Here is a 16,792-nt window from a genome sequence, read left to right as displayed (position 1 = left end):
CCTGTTCCCTGTTCCCTGTTCCCTGTTCCCTGTTCCCTGTTCCCTGTTCCCTGTTCCCTGACCACACAAATAAATTCAGGAATTAAACCCGGTTCCTATATTCACTAATTCAATAAATATAAATCAGGAGAAAATAACTGTGAAATTAGAGTGGTTGCTACCCGGTACTTTTGGAAGTATACTTATGCTATCGTCGCCGAGTTTAGCCACAACCCTGGAATCTTGGCGATTTTACCCCAATCAAAACCTGTTAGAAATTAATACAAGTGGTGGTGTCCAACCACAAGCACAACTAATTTTTAGTCCCACTCGCTTAGTAATTGATTTACCGGGTGTGAAATTGGGACGTTCTCAGTTAACCCAACCTGGTAGAGGAGTGCGGGAAATTCGTATTGGCCAGTTTGACGAACAAACAACACGGATAGTTTTAGAATTGACTCCTGGCTATACCCTAGACCCTAATCAGGTAAAATTTGTTCCTAAACGTGCTAATCGTTGGACTGTACAATTACCGAAATTAGTAAGGGAGTCTCTATCACCCCAGGGGGAAAATCCTGAAAATACTACTAATAATAATTACAATCTAGCTAATATCGCCCCCCAACCTGAACCTGAATTTTCACCAATAGCGAGTAGTAGTGGGGGAAAAACTCAGTTGGAGAATTTACAAATTACTGGTGACGGCTTTTTTGTTCGCACTAATGGCGGTAGTCCTCAAACAAGAACCATCAGAAGCCGTGATCAAACCACCATATTTATTGATATCCTGGATACAACCTTATCACCAAACTTAACCCCAGGAAAATTAGCAGTTAATAAATACGGTGTTTCCCGCATTGAATTTACTCAATTGCGAACCACACCAACATCTGTGCGTATGACCTTGAGGGTAGAGGAAAATAGCCCTGACTGGCGAGTAACTTCCAGTAGCAGTGGTTTAGTTCTGCTTCCTAGCAGGGGAGTTGTGAGTTTACCTGAAAATGAGAATCTGCCGCCAAGTATAAATAATAACGAGAATAACGGCTCGACTGCAACCATTGAATCTGTAGAAATTGTTAATAATGGCACACAATTACTCATTAGATCCGACCAAACTGTATCTGCGACAACTGGTTGGGATAGAAAATCTGGTTTATTTCGCATTACTATTCCCAACGCTAACTTAGCGCCGGATATCAAAAGTCCAACCCTTGAGACAAATAGTCCCATTCTCAAACTCCGTCTTCAACCTCAACCGCCAAATACAGTAGTTATTTTTATTCAACCTGCGTCAGGTATTAGCTTCGGACCAATTAATCCAGCCGGAGACAACCTGTTGGCTTTAAAATTACAAGGATCTCGTTTAATCAGACCGAGTTCTATTTTACCACCTTTATCACCACCAAAGCAAGAAATACCTGACTTAAATCCACAACAGCCAGAAATCAGACCTCAACCCACAGTTCCCAAAGGAAAATTAGTAGTTGTCATTGACCCCGGACATGGTGGTAAAGATTCAGGTGCGGTTGGTATCGGGGGAGTGCAGGAAAAGAACGTTATTTTACCCATTGGGAAAAGGATTGCTGAAGTTTTGGAACAAAACGGTATTCAAGTGATTATGACTAGAGATTCTGACTACTTTGTTACCTTACCAGGAAGAATAACCATAGCCCAACGGGCTAAAGCTGATGTATTTGTGAGTATTCACGCTAATTCAGCAGGTGCGAATCGTCCAGAAGTTAACGGTTTAGAAACCTATTATTATGATAATGGTTTAACATTAGCTCGCATTGTCCATAGTAAAATTCTGCAAAATCTCAATGTTAGAGACAGGAATGTACGCAAAGCCAGATTTTATGTACTTCGCAAAAACTCCATGCCATCAATTTTAGTAGAAACTGGTTTCGTAACTGGCAGAGAAGATGTTGCCAATCTCAATAGTCCAGCTTATCAAAATAAAATGGCAGATGCGATCGCCCAAGGGATTCTTCAGTATTTAAGATCCAGATAAATAGTCATGTATAACACTCACCACCAAACATGATCACCAATGGCAGAAAAATAAATTTACTCAAAAAATCCTAAAACTAAAATTATATGCTACAATAATACGCCATTAGCCGTGTATTATGGCACATCAACCCAATCTTGAACTTGAGCAAAGTCAAAGTTAAAGCGGTGACAGTGTGAAGATTAGCCTTTAAATTGAGATATTGACAAATGATGATGAATGCAAATCAGGAGAAAGGATTGTGAAACTACATTGGTTAATACCCAGCACTTTTGGCACGGTCTTCATGCTATCTTCGCCTGCTTTGGCTGGAAAATTAGAATCTTGGCGGTTTGATCCTAATCAAAATCGGCTGGAATTTAATACATCTAGTGCTGTCCAACCCCAAGCCCAACTGATTTTTGACCCGACTCGCTTAGTAATTGACTTACCAGGTACGGAATTTGGTCGTCCACAATTAATACAACAAATTGGTGGTCAAATTCGCGCTATCCGCATTGGACAATTTGACGCACAAACAACACGATTAGTTGTAGAACTAGCCCCTGGTTACACCTTCAACTCTAGCCTAATCAAATTTGTTCCCATAAATGGTAGCCGCTGGATAGTAGAATTACCGAATCCAGAAGTTATTTCTGGGCAAAATAGAGAACCATCAACACCTCCACCCTTAGATCAATCATCTCAACGTACACCCTCTGACAACAGTATTTACAACGTAGTCACAACAAATCCTGTTACTCCGTCTAAACAGGTAACTCAAATTGAGAGATTACAAGTCACAGGAGATGGTTTTTTTGTAGGTGTAGCGGCAAACTCCCCCTGGTTGTCCGGTAATAACCAATTGCAAGTCAATCCCAGTCTTGATAATCGCTCTGTTAATATTGATATCCTTGGTGCGGTTTTATCGCCAAATATGGGACAGCGTGACCTATTGATTAACCGTTATGGTGTCCGGCGCATCCAATTTAGCCAATTACCAAGTAGTCCGTCCGTTGTTCGCATGACTTTGTACTTAGATAACAGTAGTCGCAGTTGGCGAGCAATGGCTAGTGGTAATAGCGGTTTTATCGTTATACCAGATCGTATTCCTAAGTTATCTAATAACTATCAATCCTCTACACCATCGGTTAGTGACTCCCTGGCGACGATTCAATCTGTAGAAATAGGTGCTGGTAGACAATTATTAATTCGAGCCGACCAAGCTATATCTGCTACTAGTAACTGGGATAGAAGCTCAGGTCTATTTCGGATTACTATTCCTAATAGTAAGTTAGCTAATCATGTCCAAAGTCCTACTTTTAATCGCAATAGCCCTATTCTTAAAGTCCGTTTTCAATCCCCAGCTGCTAATACTGTAGTTGTTCTTGTTCAACCTGCTGCTGGTGTTAGCTTTGGCGTACTGAACCAAGTCCCCTCTAGCGTATTAGCACTACCATTACAAACTACTCTCCACCCTCAAGTTCCTGAGATTACACCTCCTGTTGCTCCTATAGATACCCCGGATTTGCTCACGGAGTCATCCCCAACAGTGAAAACACCTGTTGAAGAGCCACCTCTACCAGTCCCGAAAGAGAAGATTTTAGTAGTTATTGATCCGGGACATGGTGGTAAGGATTCTGGTGCTCCTGGACTCGGTGGGTTACTAGAAAAGGATGTTGTTTTACCTATTAGCACAAAATTGGCTAGAATCTTAGAGCAAAATGGTGTGCAGGTGGTACTGACTAGAGATGCTGACTTTTTTGTGGAACTCCAAGGACGGGTAGATATAGCCAAGCGTGTCAATGCTACTGTGTTCGTCAGTATTCACGCTAATTCCGTGGACAATCGCCCTGAAGTCAATGGCTTAGAAGTCTACTATTATGACAGTGGTTATGGTTTGGCAGAAACTGTTCGTCAAACTATTCTCCAAAATATCAGTACCCTGAATAACCGCGGAACTCGTAAGGCTAGGTTTTATGTGCTGAGAAAAAATTCTATGCCTGCTATTTTGGTGGAAACGGGTTATATGACTGGTCGAGAAGATAATCCCCGTTTAGGATCATCAGACTATCAATCTCGCATGGCTGAGGGCATAGCCCGTGGTGTTCTCAATTATTTAAAACGACGTTAATATATTGTTTTGTCTTTACCACTATCCCAATTTTTGCTGTGTGTTCTTTTTCTATTTTTGATAGGCGTTTTCATGGTTTTTATTCTCAATTGCCTCAACGCGCTCCTATTGGGGTATTTGATAGCGGTGTCGGTGGCTTAACTGTACTGCGACAACTGTATCAGCAGCTTCCCAATGAATCAATTATTTATGTGGGGGATACGGCTCGTCTTCCTTATGGTATTCGTTCTCAAGGGGAAATTCTGCAATTTGTCCGGGAAATCCTCTGTTGGATGCGGCTACAAGGAGTTAAAATGGCAATTATGGCTTGTAATACCAGTTCGGCTCTGGCTTTAGATATTGTCCGCCAAGAATTTGATTTCCCTATCTTAGGTGTGATTTTACCAGGTGCTATGGCTGCTGTTGAACAAGGTCAGCGTATTGGCGTGATTGCTACGCCGGCAACGGCTCAAAGTAATGCCTATCGTCAAGCTATTTTAGAAATTAAATCTCATGTCCAAGTCTGGCAAGTCAGTTGTCCAGAGTTTGTGCCTCTAATTGAGCAAAATCGCATCCATGACCCTTATACTGCTCAAATAGCCAAGACTTATCTAGAACCCTTACTCCGCCAAGAAATAGATACTTTAGTTTATGGTTGTACCCATTATCCTCATTTATCACCAGTTTTGCGATCGCTCCTCCCCACCCAGGTCAAATTAATTGACCCAGCAGTTCATGTGGTCGTCGCTTGCTCCCAAGAGCTAGATATACTAGGTATTAAAAATACTTACCCACCTATGCCTACCCGCTTTGCTGTCAGTGGTTGTCCCCAACAATTTACTCAGTCTGGTTTGCAGTGGTTGGGCTATACTCCGATGGTGGAACAGGTATGTTTTGCGGATGCTGTTGTCTCTTAAAAACAGAATTGATCAATTCACAGGGTCAGAATAAGAAAATAAATGTCTTCTGTTCTTTCCCAGCCCTGTGTTGGTTTCTTTCATTGACTATTCACCACTTCGGTGACGTTGGCAGTTACTGTTCTCTGCCGCTTGTAATTATCTCGGCCAGTATTAGGATTAAATGAATCCCTTTGATGAACATTTTTTTTGCCTGTGCGCTTTGCCAAAGCTAACAATAGGTATACACTGAATAAGTATCCAGCAGCTAGAATAAATATCATCATAGGCATATTTTCGTAAATCATTGTTCCACCATCTTTGATTGCTAAGGAATATAAAATTGCATAGGAAAGTAGCAAAACTTCAGTCAACAAGTGTGTTCTTGATGCCTGTAGTTAGCTATACTAAAATTCCCAGGAAAAAACCTAAGTTTCTCTGGACAATCCATTTATTTTCTTTAAAATCAACTTTCCCAGGCTATACATCTGAATAGCAGCAAAATTGCTAAGTAGCAATTCTTAACTGCACTCATTAGCAGTTTACCTAGCCTGTGTTATTGACCTCACACCAATTTTAATAGATATACGCCGTTACTCAACGTGGGCTGAATACGTTGAGTTAGTTCCATGATTGGAAAAGCATAATTCAACTCAAAAGGTATGCTTATCGCAGAGAGTTTAAATGGTAATAATTGCCATTTACTCTTGGGCGACGAGTTATTTTAGACTCACAACGCTATTACGTAAAATCATCATAAAATGGTTTTACTGAGGAAGTGAATAATCTGAAAAATTTAATATCTTCAGATTCTAGCCTAACACAACTACCTTGAATTTGAAGCTAACTTCTAGACTAAATTTTAAATTTTTTTACTGTTGACAGATAGCTTAGATTGATTTATACTAAGTGTAATTTTATTAACATTACATCTTGGATGATTGCGCTTTTTTTCCTGGAGTTAGCAAATATCAAGCATTTTCAAATAGTTGCTCATTTTAACATATTCTAAATCTGAGACATAAATAACTTAATAGATATTAAAAATCAGATGACTGGAGGAAAACTTTGCGGTGACACTGGGTTATCTTAAAATTAAAGAATATGTAAACTTTCGTAACCTAAGCCAGAGTCCGCCTATCCATGACCCCAGCCACCTCCCTGTTTACCCCTGTGGAAGCAGACCTGCAAATACTAGCAGATAACCTTAAACAGCTAGTTGGAAATCGCCACCCCATTCTTTATGCCGCAGCCGAACATTTATTCGGTGCTGGGGGTAAGCGTATCAGACCCGCCATAGTGCTGCTGATATCGCGGGCGACTATGTTAAATACAGATATCACAGCGCGTCACAGACGATTGGCAGAGATTACAGAAATGATTCACACAGCTAGTTTGGTACATGATGATGTAGTAGACGAGTCCAATGTCCGGCGTGGTGTACCGACCGTACATAGTTTGTTTGGTAATCGCATTGCCGTGCTGGCCGGGGATTTTCTTTTTGCTCAATCCTCCTGGTATTTAGCGAACCTGAACAATTTGGACGTTGTCAAACTACTTTCAGAAGTAATTATGGATTTAGCGGCTGGAGAAATCCAGCAAGGGCTAAATCGTTTTGATGCTAGTCTTTCTACAGAAACTTACCTGCAAAAGAGCTATTACAAAACAGCGTCATTAATTGCCAACAGTTCTAAAGCTGCTGGACTAATTAGTGAAACATCCCTAGAAACTGCCGAACACTTGTACAGTTATGGTCGCCATCTAGGTCTTTCCTTCCAGATAGTAGATGATATTCTTGATTTCACCAGTTCAACAGACACCCTGGGTAAACCAGCCGGTTCTGATCTCAAAAGTGGCAACCTCACAGCGCCAGCTTTATATGCCTTGGAGGAAAAACCCGACTTAGAGGCCTTAATTGCCAGGGAGTTTGCCCAGAGTGGGGATTTAGAGCAGGCATTGGCGCTAATTCATGACAGTCGGGGTATTGAGCGAGCTAGAGAATTAGCTGCTCACCACGCAAAATTAGCCAATGAGCATATCAGCACTTTAGAGCCATCAGAATCACGCCAAGCCCTAATAGATTTAACTGACTACGTACTTAGTCGGCTCTACTAAAAAATCGCAGGAGATATCAGATTTGCGGATGTTGGGTGTTAGATCTCCATTACTCCAAGTTCAGTTCCCATCTTTTTTGACGGTTTCAGGTATTTAGGCAATATTGGGAGGAACTTTTCTTGGGGGTCTAAATTTTTGTAATTGTTGCCCAATCAGGGTTTCCAGTTCAGAGCGCTGCACTTCGACCGTATGGGTAATAATTCCTGGTGTTTCCAGGAAAACTATGCTGTGTAATGGTTTGAGAGCTACTAATTGGAATAAAAGGTGGGTAACATACATGGAGGCTGGCATCACTTGAGGGTCACGCCCAGCATCCGAGATCAGAGAAACATCCTGTATGGTAGGGAAAGCGTAAATAACTTGCTTTTCTATTCCTGGATTTGCGCGATTGCTCAACGTAGTTAAAACCCAATCCTGCTGAGAATTTTTGAGGATAAAGTATTGGTAGTGTTTTAACCTTTGAGCAATAGCAATTAATACAGGAGCGATTGATACCATAAGTTTTGGTGTCATACCATCCTGGGGTGCATTGTTTATCAGCAATTGAATTTGTGCTTCTAAATCCATCATGAATTGTTAATGACTTTTGGGTAATGGCTAAAACATGAGAGAGGAAGACCCCAGAAAATTGAGATTTACGAGTTCAGTATTTTTTGGTGGCCACACCCTCAATGTAAATTAGTTTGGGTTCAAGAAAAAAACTATGAAGCTAATATCCAAAGTCTAACAAGTCGTGTCCAAAATATGTTAAAGTCTTTTCGAGAACTGGGACTATGAATTCAGCCGCAATCGCAACTACTCAGGGGAAAATTTCTATCCGTGTGGAGGTCATCTTTCAATTCCTATTTAGGGAACTTCAACAGTCAACTCGGGCTTCAAAGCAAAATTGTCATGATGTATCCGTGAGAATTACCAATGAAGTCCTGCGGGTTTGTAATGAAAGTAAACGCATTCAAACTTCGGGGTCTGTAGAAAGTTCAGCCATGAGCCTAGCTAAACATCGCTTACAACAGTGTATCCGATACTGTCAGTTAGGTTCAAGTCGTGGCCGGGTAGAACTACACAGCATATTGAGTGCTATTGTTTACCGTTATATTAATCCCCCTCACAAGCAATTGAGCTATCAAGGGCGGTTGACTATCATTGAAGACTTTCTCCAAAGTTTTTATTTGGAGTCTTTAAATGCCTTTAGAAGAGAGAACCAATTAGATCCAACCTATCGCCCCCAGACTCTATTGGAATTGGGAGAATACATGGCATTTACCGAGAGATATGGTAAACGTCGGATTCCTCTGCCTGGAAGACAGCAACAATTAATTATTCTCCGAGCGCAAACTTTCTCGAAACAGCAACCTCCAGAAACAAGTGTAGATATAGAACAGGCTTCTGAAGGTGGTAGCGGTGAGTCTGATAGTTCTTGGGAAGAGCCGGCTATCCACCAATTACGGTTGGCTATGGCTTCCCAGACCGAACCGGAAGAGGATACCTTGCGGTCCGTTGTGATTACAGAATTGATCAACTACTTGCAGGAAAAAGAACAATCTGACTGTGTTGATTACTTTACCCTTCGTCTTCAGGATTTATCAGCGCCAGAAATTGAGTCAATTTTGGGTTTAACATCTAGGCAGCGTGATTACTTACAGCAACGGTTTAAATATCATTTAATTCGGTTTGCTCTTTTACATCGCTGGGAATTGGTACATGAGTGGTTAGAAGTTTCTTTACCCACTAATTTAGGTTTAACTCCGATTCAATGGGAAACTTATTTAGCCCAGCTAGATGATAAACAAAGGTCTATCTTAGATTTGAAGCAGCAAGGAAAAGCTGATGAGCAAATATCTAAAACTGTGGGCTTGTCCATGGCACAATTACATAAACGTTGGTTTAAGATATTAGAACAAGCTTGGGAAATTCGTAACTCCTTAGTTTCCGGATCTAGTGCATCTACCCATGAATGGTGACTTGTGAATCCTCACAAAATGACAACTTCCTTGGGCATTGAAAAATCATATCAATACCTACGGGTATAGCTTGTGAGAATGTGAGTAAACTGATGGGGTAGTCATTTACTCAAGACAGTAGCCTTTTCAGGGTGAACTTAGCTTGACAAGAAAAGCCCCAAACCTTTCAATTGGGAGAAATTCCTACTGTGCAAGAACGTTTTCAAGCTATTCTTAAGCGTCGTTTACAAGACCAAATAGCAAAAAATCCACCGTTGTTCCCCTGGGAAACACAATTGGGAGAATATCCTGACTGTGTAGAAGAACAATCACTAGGATTAGTTCCTGTTTGGGGGTGGACTGTCCACCAGTCTAAACTAAATCTGCCTATTCCCTTGCCTGATCAAGTTTTCTGGCAATTGTTAGCAAAATGTCAACTTTTATTGACATCTTCCATACCTCTGGGAGCTAAATTAGTTCAGGTGGTAGAAAGTATGTTTCCCATGGATCCCCAGTCAATTAATGATTTGGCTGCGTTAGTCCTGAGAAGCTCTTATCGTTCGGCAGATACCTTGACAACGCCTAATATTGAGAGCGATTATTTTGATTTACTACCACGTCAGCAAATGGCGTTGTCGTTAATGGCAGCCAAACAACTGCTGGAAAATTTAACTTTGCCGATTTCATTGACTCAACCTTTGGTAGAAAGACAATGGCTCACTGCTGTGGGGACTCTGAATATTCGAGTAGAATTGCGTAATTCAGGTAAATTTACGAGTTTAACGGTTCACGGTAAATTACCAATATCGGGTATTTTGCAACTTGAGAGTAATAATAGTCAAGAATTTGTCAAATCTGAGGCTGGTGAAATGCCAGTCATAGAGTTGCAAATTGATAGAAGTCAGCGAACCTATACTTTAGCAGTGGAGTTACCAGAATTAGACCACCTGCCTTTATTCTTGGCTATTCAGGTGAAAATATGACTAACTAAATCATCATATCTAGGAATCAGATAGGAGGGTTTTTAGCCAAATCTTGCGTAAGTCCTCAGTCTCAGGAGTAATTGCAGATAAGATCATAGTTTTTCTATCTGGTATTATGTCCGCAGTGTCTACATCATAGCTTTACTGACTCGAAAATGTTTAATTTATCTAAGATGAATGGCTTTTGGCGTTTACCTGTAGGTAATAACTGGCAACAAAAGAGAGGAAAATCACCAGTTAAAGAAGTGGAAGATTCAATTCCTTTACGGTTGCTAGTGTTGGTATTGGTTACATTGGGGATTGTAGCTACCGATATTGCGGGTGAAACTCAATTTAGTCTGTGGACAATACCACTGACTATGGTGGGGACATGGTGGAGTTACTACCGTCGTGGTCGTTCTAATATTCCGGTGCAGTTTTGTATTGCGATAGGAATGTTATTGGCTTTGGGGGCTTTTTTTGGCCGGTTTGCTGGTAATTGGAATGATACCCGGCTGAGTTTGGCGGAATTATTGATTCAATTGCAAGTGCTACACAGCTTTGATACACCTCGACGCAAAGATTTAGGGTATTCTATTGTAATTGGGTTGATATTGGTAGGTGTGGCGGCAACATTGAGCCAAACTATGGCCTTCGCGCCTGTGTTACTATTATTTTTGGCTGTTGCTTTGCCAACTTTGACCCTAGATTACCGTTCCCGTCTGGGTTTGAAGCAATCCAATGCTGAAAAATCCCCAAAAAAGAATTATCCTAGTTTTAATTTTAAATTTCTAATTTTAAATTTTTTGTTGATTGTGGCTTTAGGTCTGGGGATTTTTGCTATTTTACCCAGGTTTCCTGGTTATCAACTTCGATCTTTTCCTGTGAGTGCGCCGATTAAAGCCCCAGAAAATTTTACAGGACGTAGTATTATTAATCCGGGTTATGTGCGTGAAGGTAGGGGTAATAGTAATGGTAATGATAGTGGTGGAGAGTCGGGAAATGCCGGCGAACCGGGGAAAATAGACGATAATTTTTATTACGGTTTCAATAGTGAGATGAACCAAAACCTGCGGGGAGAAATGAAACCCAAGGTAGTGATGCGTGTGCGATCGCAAGCGGAAGGGTTTTGGCGTGTCCTAGCTTTTGACAATTATACAGGTAAAGGCTGGAAGATTTCCCGCAATGATCAAGTTACCACCCTCAGACAATCACCTTGGTCTTACCGTATTTCTATTGACTCCCCACCCTTTATTAATATGACAAAGGAGGTAGTACAAACTTATAATTTGGTATCGGAATTGCCTAATCTAATTCCGGCGATGTCTTACCCGAAAGATTTATACTTTCCTACGCCGATGATAGCAGTTGATCAAGAAAATGGTTTACGTGCGCCAGTAGAGTTATCAGTAGGGCTAACATATACTGTAGTTTCAGATGTTCCCTACCGAGATCGCTCTTTGCTAGGTAAAGCCGCCACTAAATATCCAGCCAATATTAAAAAGTATTATCTGCAAGTTCCCCCAGAAATTGCCGATAAGGTGCGAAAACGGACTGAGGAAATACTGGCTAGTTATGATCAACAAAGGGTTTCTCGTTCTCCAGGTACTAAAAATCTCAATTCAGCTTACGAAAAAGCTCTCTATTTGGCTCAGTATCTCAAACAAAATTACGCCCTGCCCACAAATCCCTTAGAATTGCCTTATTTGGGTGAAAAGGATGATTTAGTGGCAACCTTTTTATTCAAAAATAAAGGTGGTTATCCTGACCATTTTTCTACTGTATTAACGGTAATGCTACGTTCCATTGGTATTCCAGCGCGGTTAGTGGCGGGATTTGCTCCGGGTGAGTTTAATCCCTTTACAGGTATGTATGTTGTCCGTAATACGGATGCTTACGCGATGACGGAAGTTTATTTTCCTAAGTATGGCTGGTTTAGCTTTGATCCAATTCCGGGACATCCCTTGATTCCTCCTTCCGTAGAAGCAGATCAGACTTTTAGTGTTCTGCGTCAATTTTGGAATTGGGTGGCTGGTTGGCTACCTTCACCAATTACAGCTATTTTAAATACTGTGTTTGGGACGATATTTAGGTTGTTATTCCAGGGGATAGTCTGGTTTTTGGCTTTATTTACGAAAGGTTGGTTAGGGGTATTAACTGGTTTAATTGTGGTGACAATTGCGGCTTTCTTTGGTTGGTTAGGTTGGGGACAATGGCGTAACTGGCTAAATATCCGTTGGTTAAATAAATTACCGCCCATGGAAAGACTTTACCGACAAATGCTGCAATGGAGCGCTAACAAGGGTTTGAGTAAGCATCCTAGTCAAACACCTCTAGAATACGCCCAGGTTTCATACCAATACCACTCTCTAGAAGTAGCTAAAGTGATAGATGAAATCTGTCATGCTTATGTAAGTTGGCGTTATGGTGATTATAATCCTAACTGGCAGCAACTACAACAAAGATGGCAGGCATTGAAAAAAGTTGAGAGAAATCGCGTTTCTTGATCATTGGTGGCGATAAATGCCGATACAAAAAAGCTATAAGCTGAAACATGGTCTGATTAAAAGCTTGTGTTTAATTTTTAACCGCCTTACATCCCCACCCTGTAGAGGGATGGGGTATTACGGCGTTTTCTGATAAATTAAAAATATATTGCATAATATACTGCATGAGGATCAGATATGGCCATCTCACTGGCTAAAAATTCAGCTTCTTAGTAATTTAGCTATTATTGTTGAGTATTGACCAGAATTTAAGTAGGGTGCAAACTACATGGGACAAGGTTTTTTACAAATTGGTTTAACGCTATGTATTATAGTATTTATTACGCCAAAACTAGGAAAATACATAGCCAGTGTTTTCTTGGGAGAAAGGACAATCCTTGATCCTGTTATGAAGCCCCTAGAGGCAATAATTTATATTATAGGAGGTGTAAGTAAAAAAAGTGACATGACAGGTTGGCAATATATTCGCGCTTTACTATGGAGTAACTTAGTGATGGGTGCTATAGTTTATGCCATTCTCTATTATCAAAAACTTTTGCCTTGGAATCCCAATCAACTGGGGGGAATAAGATGGGATTTATTATTACATACCACAATTTCCTTCCTGACCAACACCGACCAACAACATTACGCACCGGAAAATACCTTTAGTTATTTTAGTCAAACATCGGCTTTAGGCTTTTTGATGTTTACTTCAGCGGCTAGTGGGTTGGTAGTGGGAATTGCTTTTATCCGCGGGTTAACGGGGAGAAAACTGGGGAATTTTTATGTTGATTTTATCCAGGCTATCACTAGAATCCTACTACCTTTATCAATAATTGGGGCGATCGCTCTAATGATCACAGGTGTACCCCAAACCCTAGCCGGAACGCTGGGGGTAGAAACCTTAGAAGGAAGAATTCAGTATATAGCTAGAGGTCCAGTAGCCTCCTGGGAGATTATCAAAATGTTAGGGGAAAATGGCGGCGGCTTTTTTGCAGCTAATTCCGCTCACCCTTTTGAAAATCCCAATGGTGCTTCTAATTTAATAGAAATTATCGCTATGCTGGCCATTCCCACATCTTTAATTTATACCTATGGAGTATTTGCCAACAACCTGAAACAAAGTTGGTTATTATATTGGATGGTGTTTATAATCTTTGTTGTTCTTATTGGCTTTACAGCCACAGGAGAATTACAAGGAAACCCACTGATTAACAACGCTTTGAGATTAGAATTACCAAATTTAGAAGGTAAAGAAGTCAGATTTGATTGGGCGCAGAGCGCATTATGGGCAATTACAACCACTGCTACCATGTCCGGTGCTGTGAATGCAATGCACGATTCTCTTATGCCCAATGGGACATTTTCTAGCTTATTCAACCTATTTTTACAAATAATTTGGGGTGGACAGGGAATAGGAACTGCTTATCTCTTCATTTATCTAATTCTCACAGTTTTTCTGACTGGTTTAATGGTAGGGCGTACCCCAGAAATTTTTGGGCGCAAAATTGAAAAACGGGAAATTGTTCTTGCTAGTGTGGTGCTATTAATTCACCCCATAATGGTTTTAATTCCTAGTGCAGTGGCTTTAGCTTATCCTATATCTCTATCAGGCATTAGTAACCCTGGTTTTCATGGTATTTCCCAAGTGGTTTATGAATACGCTTCAGCCGCAGCTAATAATGGTTCTGGTTTAGAGGGATTAAATGACGGTACATTATGGTGGAATTTAAGTACAACTGTCAGTATTTTTGCGGGACGTTATATACCAATTATTGCGTTTTTGCTATTAGCTGATAGTATGTCTGAAAAACAAGCAAGTCCAGAAAGCCGGGGAACTTTGAGAACTGATTCTTTATTATTTACCAGTATTACTGCTGGTGTTACTTTAATCTTAGGAATCCTGACATTTTTCCCGGTTTTAGCTTTAGGTCCCATCGCTGAAGGTTTTAAACTCGCTGCTGGTAGTTAATATAGATAAGACAATATAGCATTTCCCATCTCAGTTAGGTACAGGGATAATAAATTAACCGCAGATAAATCTGTACTTCTGTGAACTAGGAAATGCTATAAGAAGATGAAGATAATTTTTCCTCTTCGTTTTTTGTTTCTTCTTCCTGACTCGGTGACTCCTAAAAAATTAGCTATATATGAACTCAAACGGAACTAATTCTAATTCTAAAGCCTCCCGTCCTCGTTATCGCCGTCAAAAACACAGAAAAACGCGGGTAACGAACAAAGGCCTTTATATTCGAGCAATTAGGGATGCCTTTATGAAATTGCATCCTCAATATGCTATCAAAAATCCGGTGATGTTTTTGGTATGGGTAGGAACAATTATCACCTTTTTTGTGACGATTTATCCCCAATTATTTGGACCGATAAACCAAAAAAACCCCTATTTATTTAACGGGCTGTTAACGGGAATTTTGCTGTTTACAATTCTATTTAGTAACTTTGCTGAAGCTGTAGCGGAGGGAAGAGGGAAAGCCCAAGCTGATACTTTACGTTCAACGCAGTCAGCTACTAACGCCAAAAAGATTGGTGTTGACGGGACAATTATAGAAGTTCCGGCCACGAGTTTAAACCGGGGGGATACTATCCACGTCGTATCAGGTGATATTATCCCTGCGGACGGTGAAGTAATCATGGGTGTCGCGTCTGTGGATGAATCAGCGATTACTGGCGAATCTGCCCCTGTTCTCAAAGAATCAGGCTCGGATGTTGCTAGTTCTGTTACGGGAGGTACACGCATTATATCCGATGAACTAATTATTCGTGTCACGGCCGAAGCTGGTAAAGGCTTTATTGATCGGATGATTGCTTTAGTAGAAGGAGCAGAGCGTACTAAAACGCCTAATGAAATTGCTTTAACAGTATTATTAGCGGTTCTGAGCTTGGTATTTCTATTTGTAGTGGCAACTCTTCCCGCCTTTGCTTACTATGTGAATAGTCCTGTTAGTGTACCGATTCTCATTGCTCTGCTAGTAGCACTTATACCCACAACTATCGGCGGTTTACTGAGTACCATTGGTATTGCGGGTATGGATAGGGTAGCTCAATTTAACGTCATTGCTACCTCTGGAAGAGCCATAGAAGCCTGTGGAGATATAAGTACCCTAGTTCTTGACAAAACTGGAACAATCACGCTGGGAAACCGTTTAGCAGAGGAGTTTATTCCTATCAATGGTCACTCAGTTATAGAAATTGCTAATGTAGCCTTAGCAGCTAGTATCTTTGATGATACTCCAGAAGGTAAATCTATTGTTCGACTGGCAGAAAGGTTAGGTGCAAATTTTGATTTAGACCGTAAACAAGCCCAGGGGATAGAATTTTCGGCCAAAACCCGCATGAGTGGTACTAATTTACCTGGTGGTAGGGAAGTACGGAAAGGTTCAGTGGAAGCAATTAAAGGCTTTATCCTATCGCGTCATGGACGGAATACTCCAGAATTAGATGTTGCTTATGAGCAAGTTTCTCGTCAAGGTGGTACACCCTTAGCGGTTTGTCTTGATCATGAAATTTACGGTGTTATCTATCTCAAAGATATTGTTAAACCCGGTATCCGTGAACGATTTGACCAACTCCGACGTATGGGGGTACGAACAATCATGCTCACGGGAGATAATCGTATTACTGCTTCTGTAATTGCTCAAGAAGCGGGAGTAGACGAATTTATCGCTGAAGCTACCCCAGAAGATAAAATCACTGTGATTCAACGGGAACAGGCTGAGGGTAAAATAGTAGCGATGACGGGAGATGGAACTAATGACGCTCCCGCTTTAGCACAGGCTAATGTAGGTGTGGCCATGAATACGGGAACACAAGCCGCCAAAGAAGCCGCCAATATGGTAGATTTAGATTCTGATCCTACCAAGTTAATTGATATTGTTAGTATTGGTAAGCAATTGTTAATTACTCGTGGAGCATTGACGACGTTTTCTATTGCTAATGATATTGCTAAATATTTTGCGATTATTCCCGTACTTTTCACTGCTGCTAAACTAGAAAGTCTGAATATTATGAAGTTAACCAGTGTTAATTCGGCTATTCTGTCCGCATTAATTTACAATGCTTTAATTATTCCCGCTTTGATTCCCCTAGCATTAAAAGGTATTCAATTTCGACCTTTGACAGCTAATCAACTTTTGCAACGAAATATTTTAATTTATGGCTTAGGTGGGGTAATTGCGCCATTTATTGCGATTAAGTTCATAGATATGATGATTACATTTGTCGGTTTAGCTTAAATTAAATTAAATTATTAAATTAAGCGGTTAATTATTCTTGATATCTTACTAAGTAGGT

11 protein-coding genes are annotated in these 16,792 nt (G+C 40.6%); 9 read left to right on the top strand and 2 right to left on the bottom strand.

What is annotated here, in order from left to right; translation table 11 throughout:
* Window positions 1–139 precede the first annotated feature (139 nt).
* The 3 genes from ACIR310F_RS0108700 to murI all read left to right on the top strand — a co-directional run bounded on the left by ACIR310F_RS0108700 (window position 140) and on the right by murI (window position 4,999).
* On the top strand, window positions 140–1,990 hold the full coding sequence (locus tag ACIR310F_RS0108700; RefSeq protein WP_028083503.1) for an N-acetylmuramoyl-L-alanine amidase: 1,851 nt from the start codon (window positions 140–142) through the stop codon (window positions 1,988–1,990).
* 241 nt (window positions 1,991–2,231) lie between these two features.
* Window positions 2,232–4,103 carry an N-acetylmuramoyl-L-alanine amidase gene (locus ACIR310F_RS0108695; protein ID WP_028083502.1) on the top strand — a complete coding sequence of 624 codons (1,872 nt, stop codon included), beginning with the start codon at window positions 2,232–2,234 and terminating at the stop codon, window positions 4,101–4,103.
* Between the two features lie 38 nt (window positions 4,104–4,141).
* Window positions 4,142–4,999 carry a glutamate racemase gene (murI, locus tag ACIR310F_RS0108690; protein WP_028083501.1) on the top strand — a complete coding sequence of 286 codons (858 nt, stop codon included), beginning with the start codon at window positions 4,142–4,144 and terminating at the stop codon, window positions 4,997–4,999.
* Between the two features lie 80 nt (window positions 5,000–5,079).
* On the opposite strand, the gene ACIR310F_RS0108685 is transcribed toward murI, so the two are convergent.
* The gene (locus tag ACIR310F_RS0108685; RefSeq protein ID WP_028083500.1) at window positions 5,080–5,286 is read right to left on the bottom strand and encodes a hypothetical protein; all 207 of its coding nucleotides are present in this window, start codon (window positions 5,284–5,286) and stop codon (window positions 5,080–5,082) included.
* An 835-nt stretch (window positions 5,287–6,121) separates the two neighbouring features.
* Between ACIR310F_RS0108685 and sds the strand changes: the two genes are divergently transcribed.
* The gene (sds, locus tag ACIR310F_RS0108680) at window positions 6,122–7,093 is read left to right on the top strand and encodes a solanesyl diphosphate synthase (RefSeq protein ID WP_028083499.1); all 972 of its coding nucleotides are present in this window, start codon (window positions 6,122–6,124) and stop codon (window positions 7,091–7,093) included.
* A 93-nt stretch (window positions 7,094–7,186) separates the two neighbouring features.
* Here the strand turns inward: sds and ACIR310F_RS0108675 are convergent, their stop codons facing one another.
* The gene (locus ACIR310F_RS0108675; protein ID WP_028083498.1) at window positions 7,187–7,660 is read right to left on the bottom strand and encodes a hypothetical protein; all 474 of its coding nucleotides are present in this window, start codon (window positions 7,658–7,660) and stop codon (window positions 7,187–7,189) included.
* Window positions 7,661–7,866: 206 nt separating this feature from the next.
* Here ACIR310F_RS0108675 and hetZ point away from each other — a divergent pair, with 206 nt between their 5' ends.
* The 5 genes from hetZ to kdpB all read left to right on the top strand — a co-directional run bounded on the left by hetZ (window position 7,867) and on the right by kdpB (window position 16,734).
* The gene (gene hetZ / locus ACIR310F_RS0108670; protein ID WP_028083497.1) at window positions 7,867–9,054 is read left to right on the top strand and encodes a heterocyst differentiation protein HetZ; all 1,188 of its coding nucleotides are present in this window, start codon (window positions 7,867–7,869) and stop codon (window positions 9,052–9,054) included.
* 188 nt (window positions 9,055–9,242) lie between these two features.
* Window positions 9,243–10,016 carry a PatU gene (locus tag ACIR310F_RS0108665; RefSeq protein WP_331271306.1) on the top strand — a complete coding sequence of 258 codons (774 nt, stop codon included), beginning with the start codon at window positions 9,243–9,245 and terminating at the stop codon, window positions 10,014–10,016.
* 155 nt (window positions 10,017–10,171) lie between these two features.
* Window positions 10,172–12,502, top strand: a complete 2,331-nt coding sequence (locus ACIR310F_RS0108660; protein WP_028083495.1) for a transglutaminase TgpA family protein — start codon at window positions 10,172–10,174, stop codon at window positions 12,500–12,502.
* A gap of 268 nt (window positions 12,503–12,770) precedes the next feature.
* Window positions 12,771–14,456 carry a potassium-transporting ATPase subunit KdpA gene (gene kdpA, locus ACIR310F_RS0108655; protein ID WP_028083494.1) on the top strand — a complete coding sequence of 562 codons (1,686 nt, stop codon included), beginning with the start codon at window positions 12,771–12,773 and terminating at the stop codon, window positions 14,454–14,456.
* A 178-nt stretch (window positions 14,457–14,634) separates the two neighbouring features.
* The gene (gene kdpB, locus ACIR310F_RS0108650) at window positions 14,635–16,734 is read left to right on the top strand and encodes a potassium-transporting ATPase subunit KdpB (protein ID WP_028083493.1); all 2,100 of its coding nucleotides are present in this window, start codon (window positions 14,635–14,637) and stop codon (window positions 16,732–16,734) included.
* The last annotated feature ends 58 nt before the right edge of the window (window positions 16,735–16,792 follow it).

The organism is Dolichospermum circinale AWQC310F, from assembly GCF_000426925.1.
Taxonomy (GTDB): Bacteria; Cyanobacteriota; Cyanobacteriia; order Cyanobacteriales; family Nostocaceae; genus Dolichospermum; species Dolichospermum circinale.
This window is presented reverse-complemented; position numbering and strand designations above follow the sequence as displayed.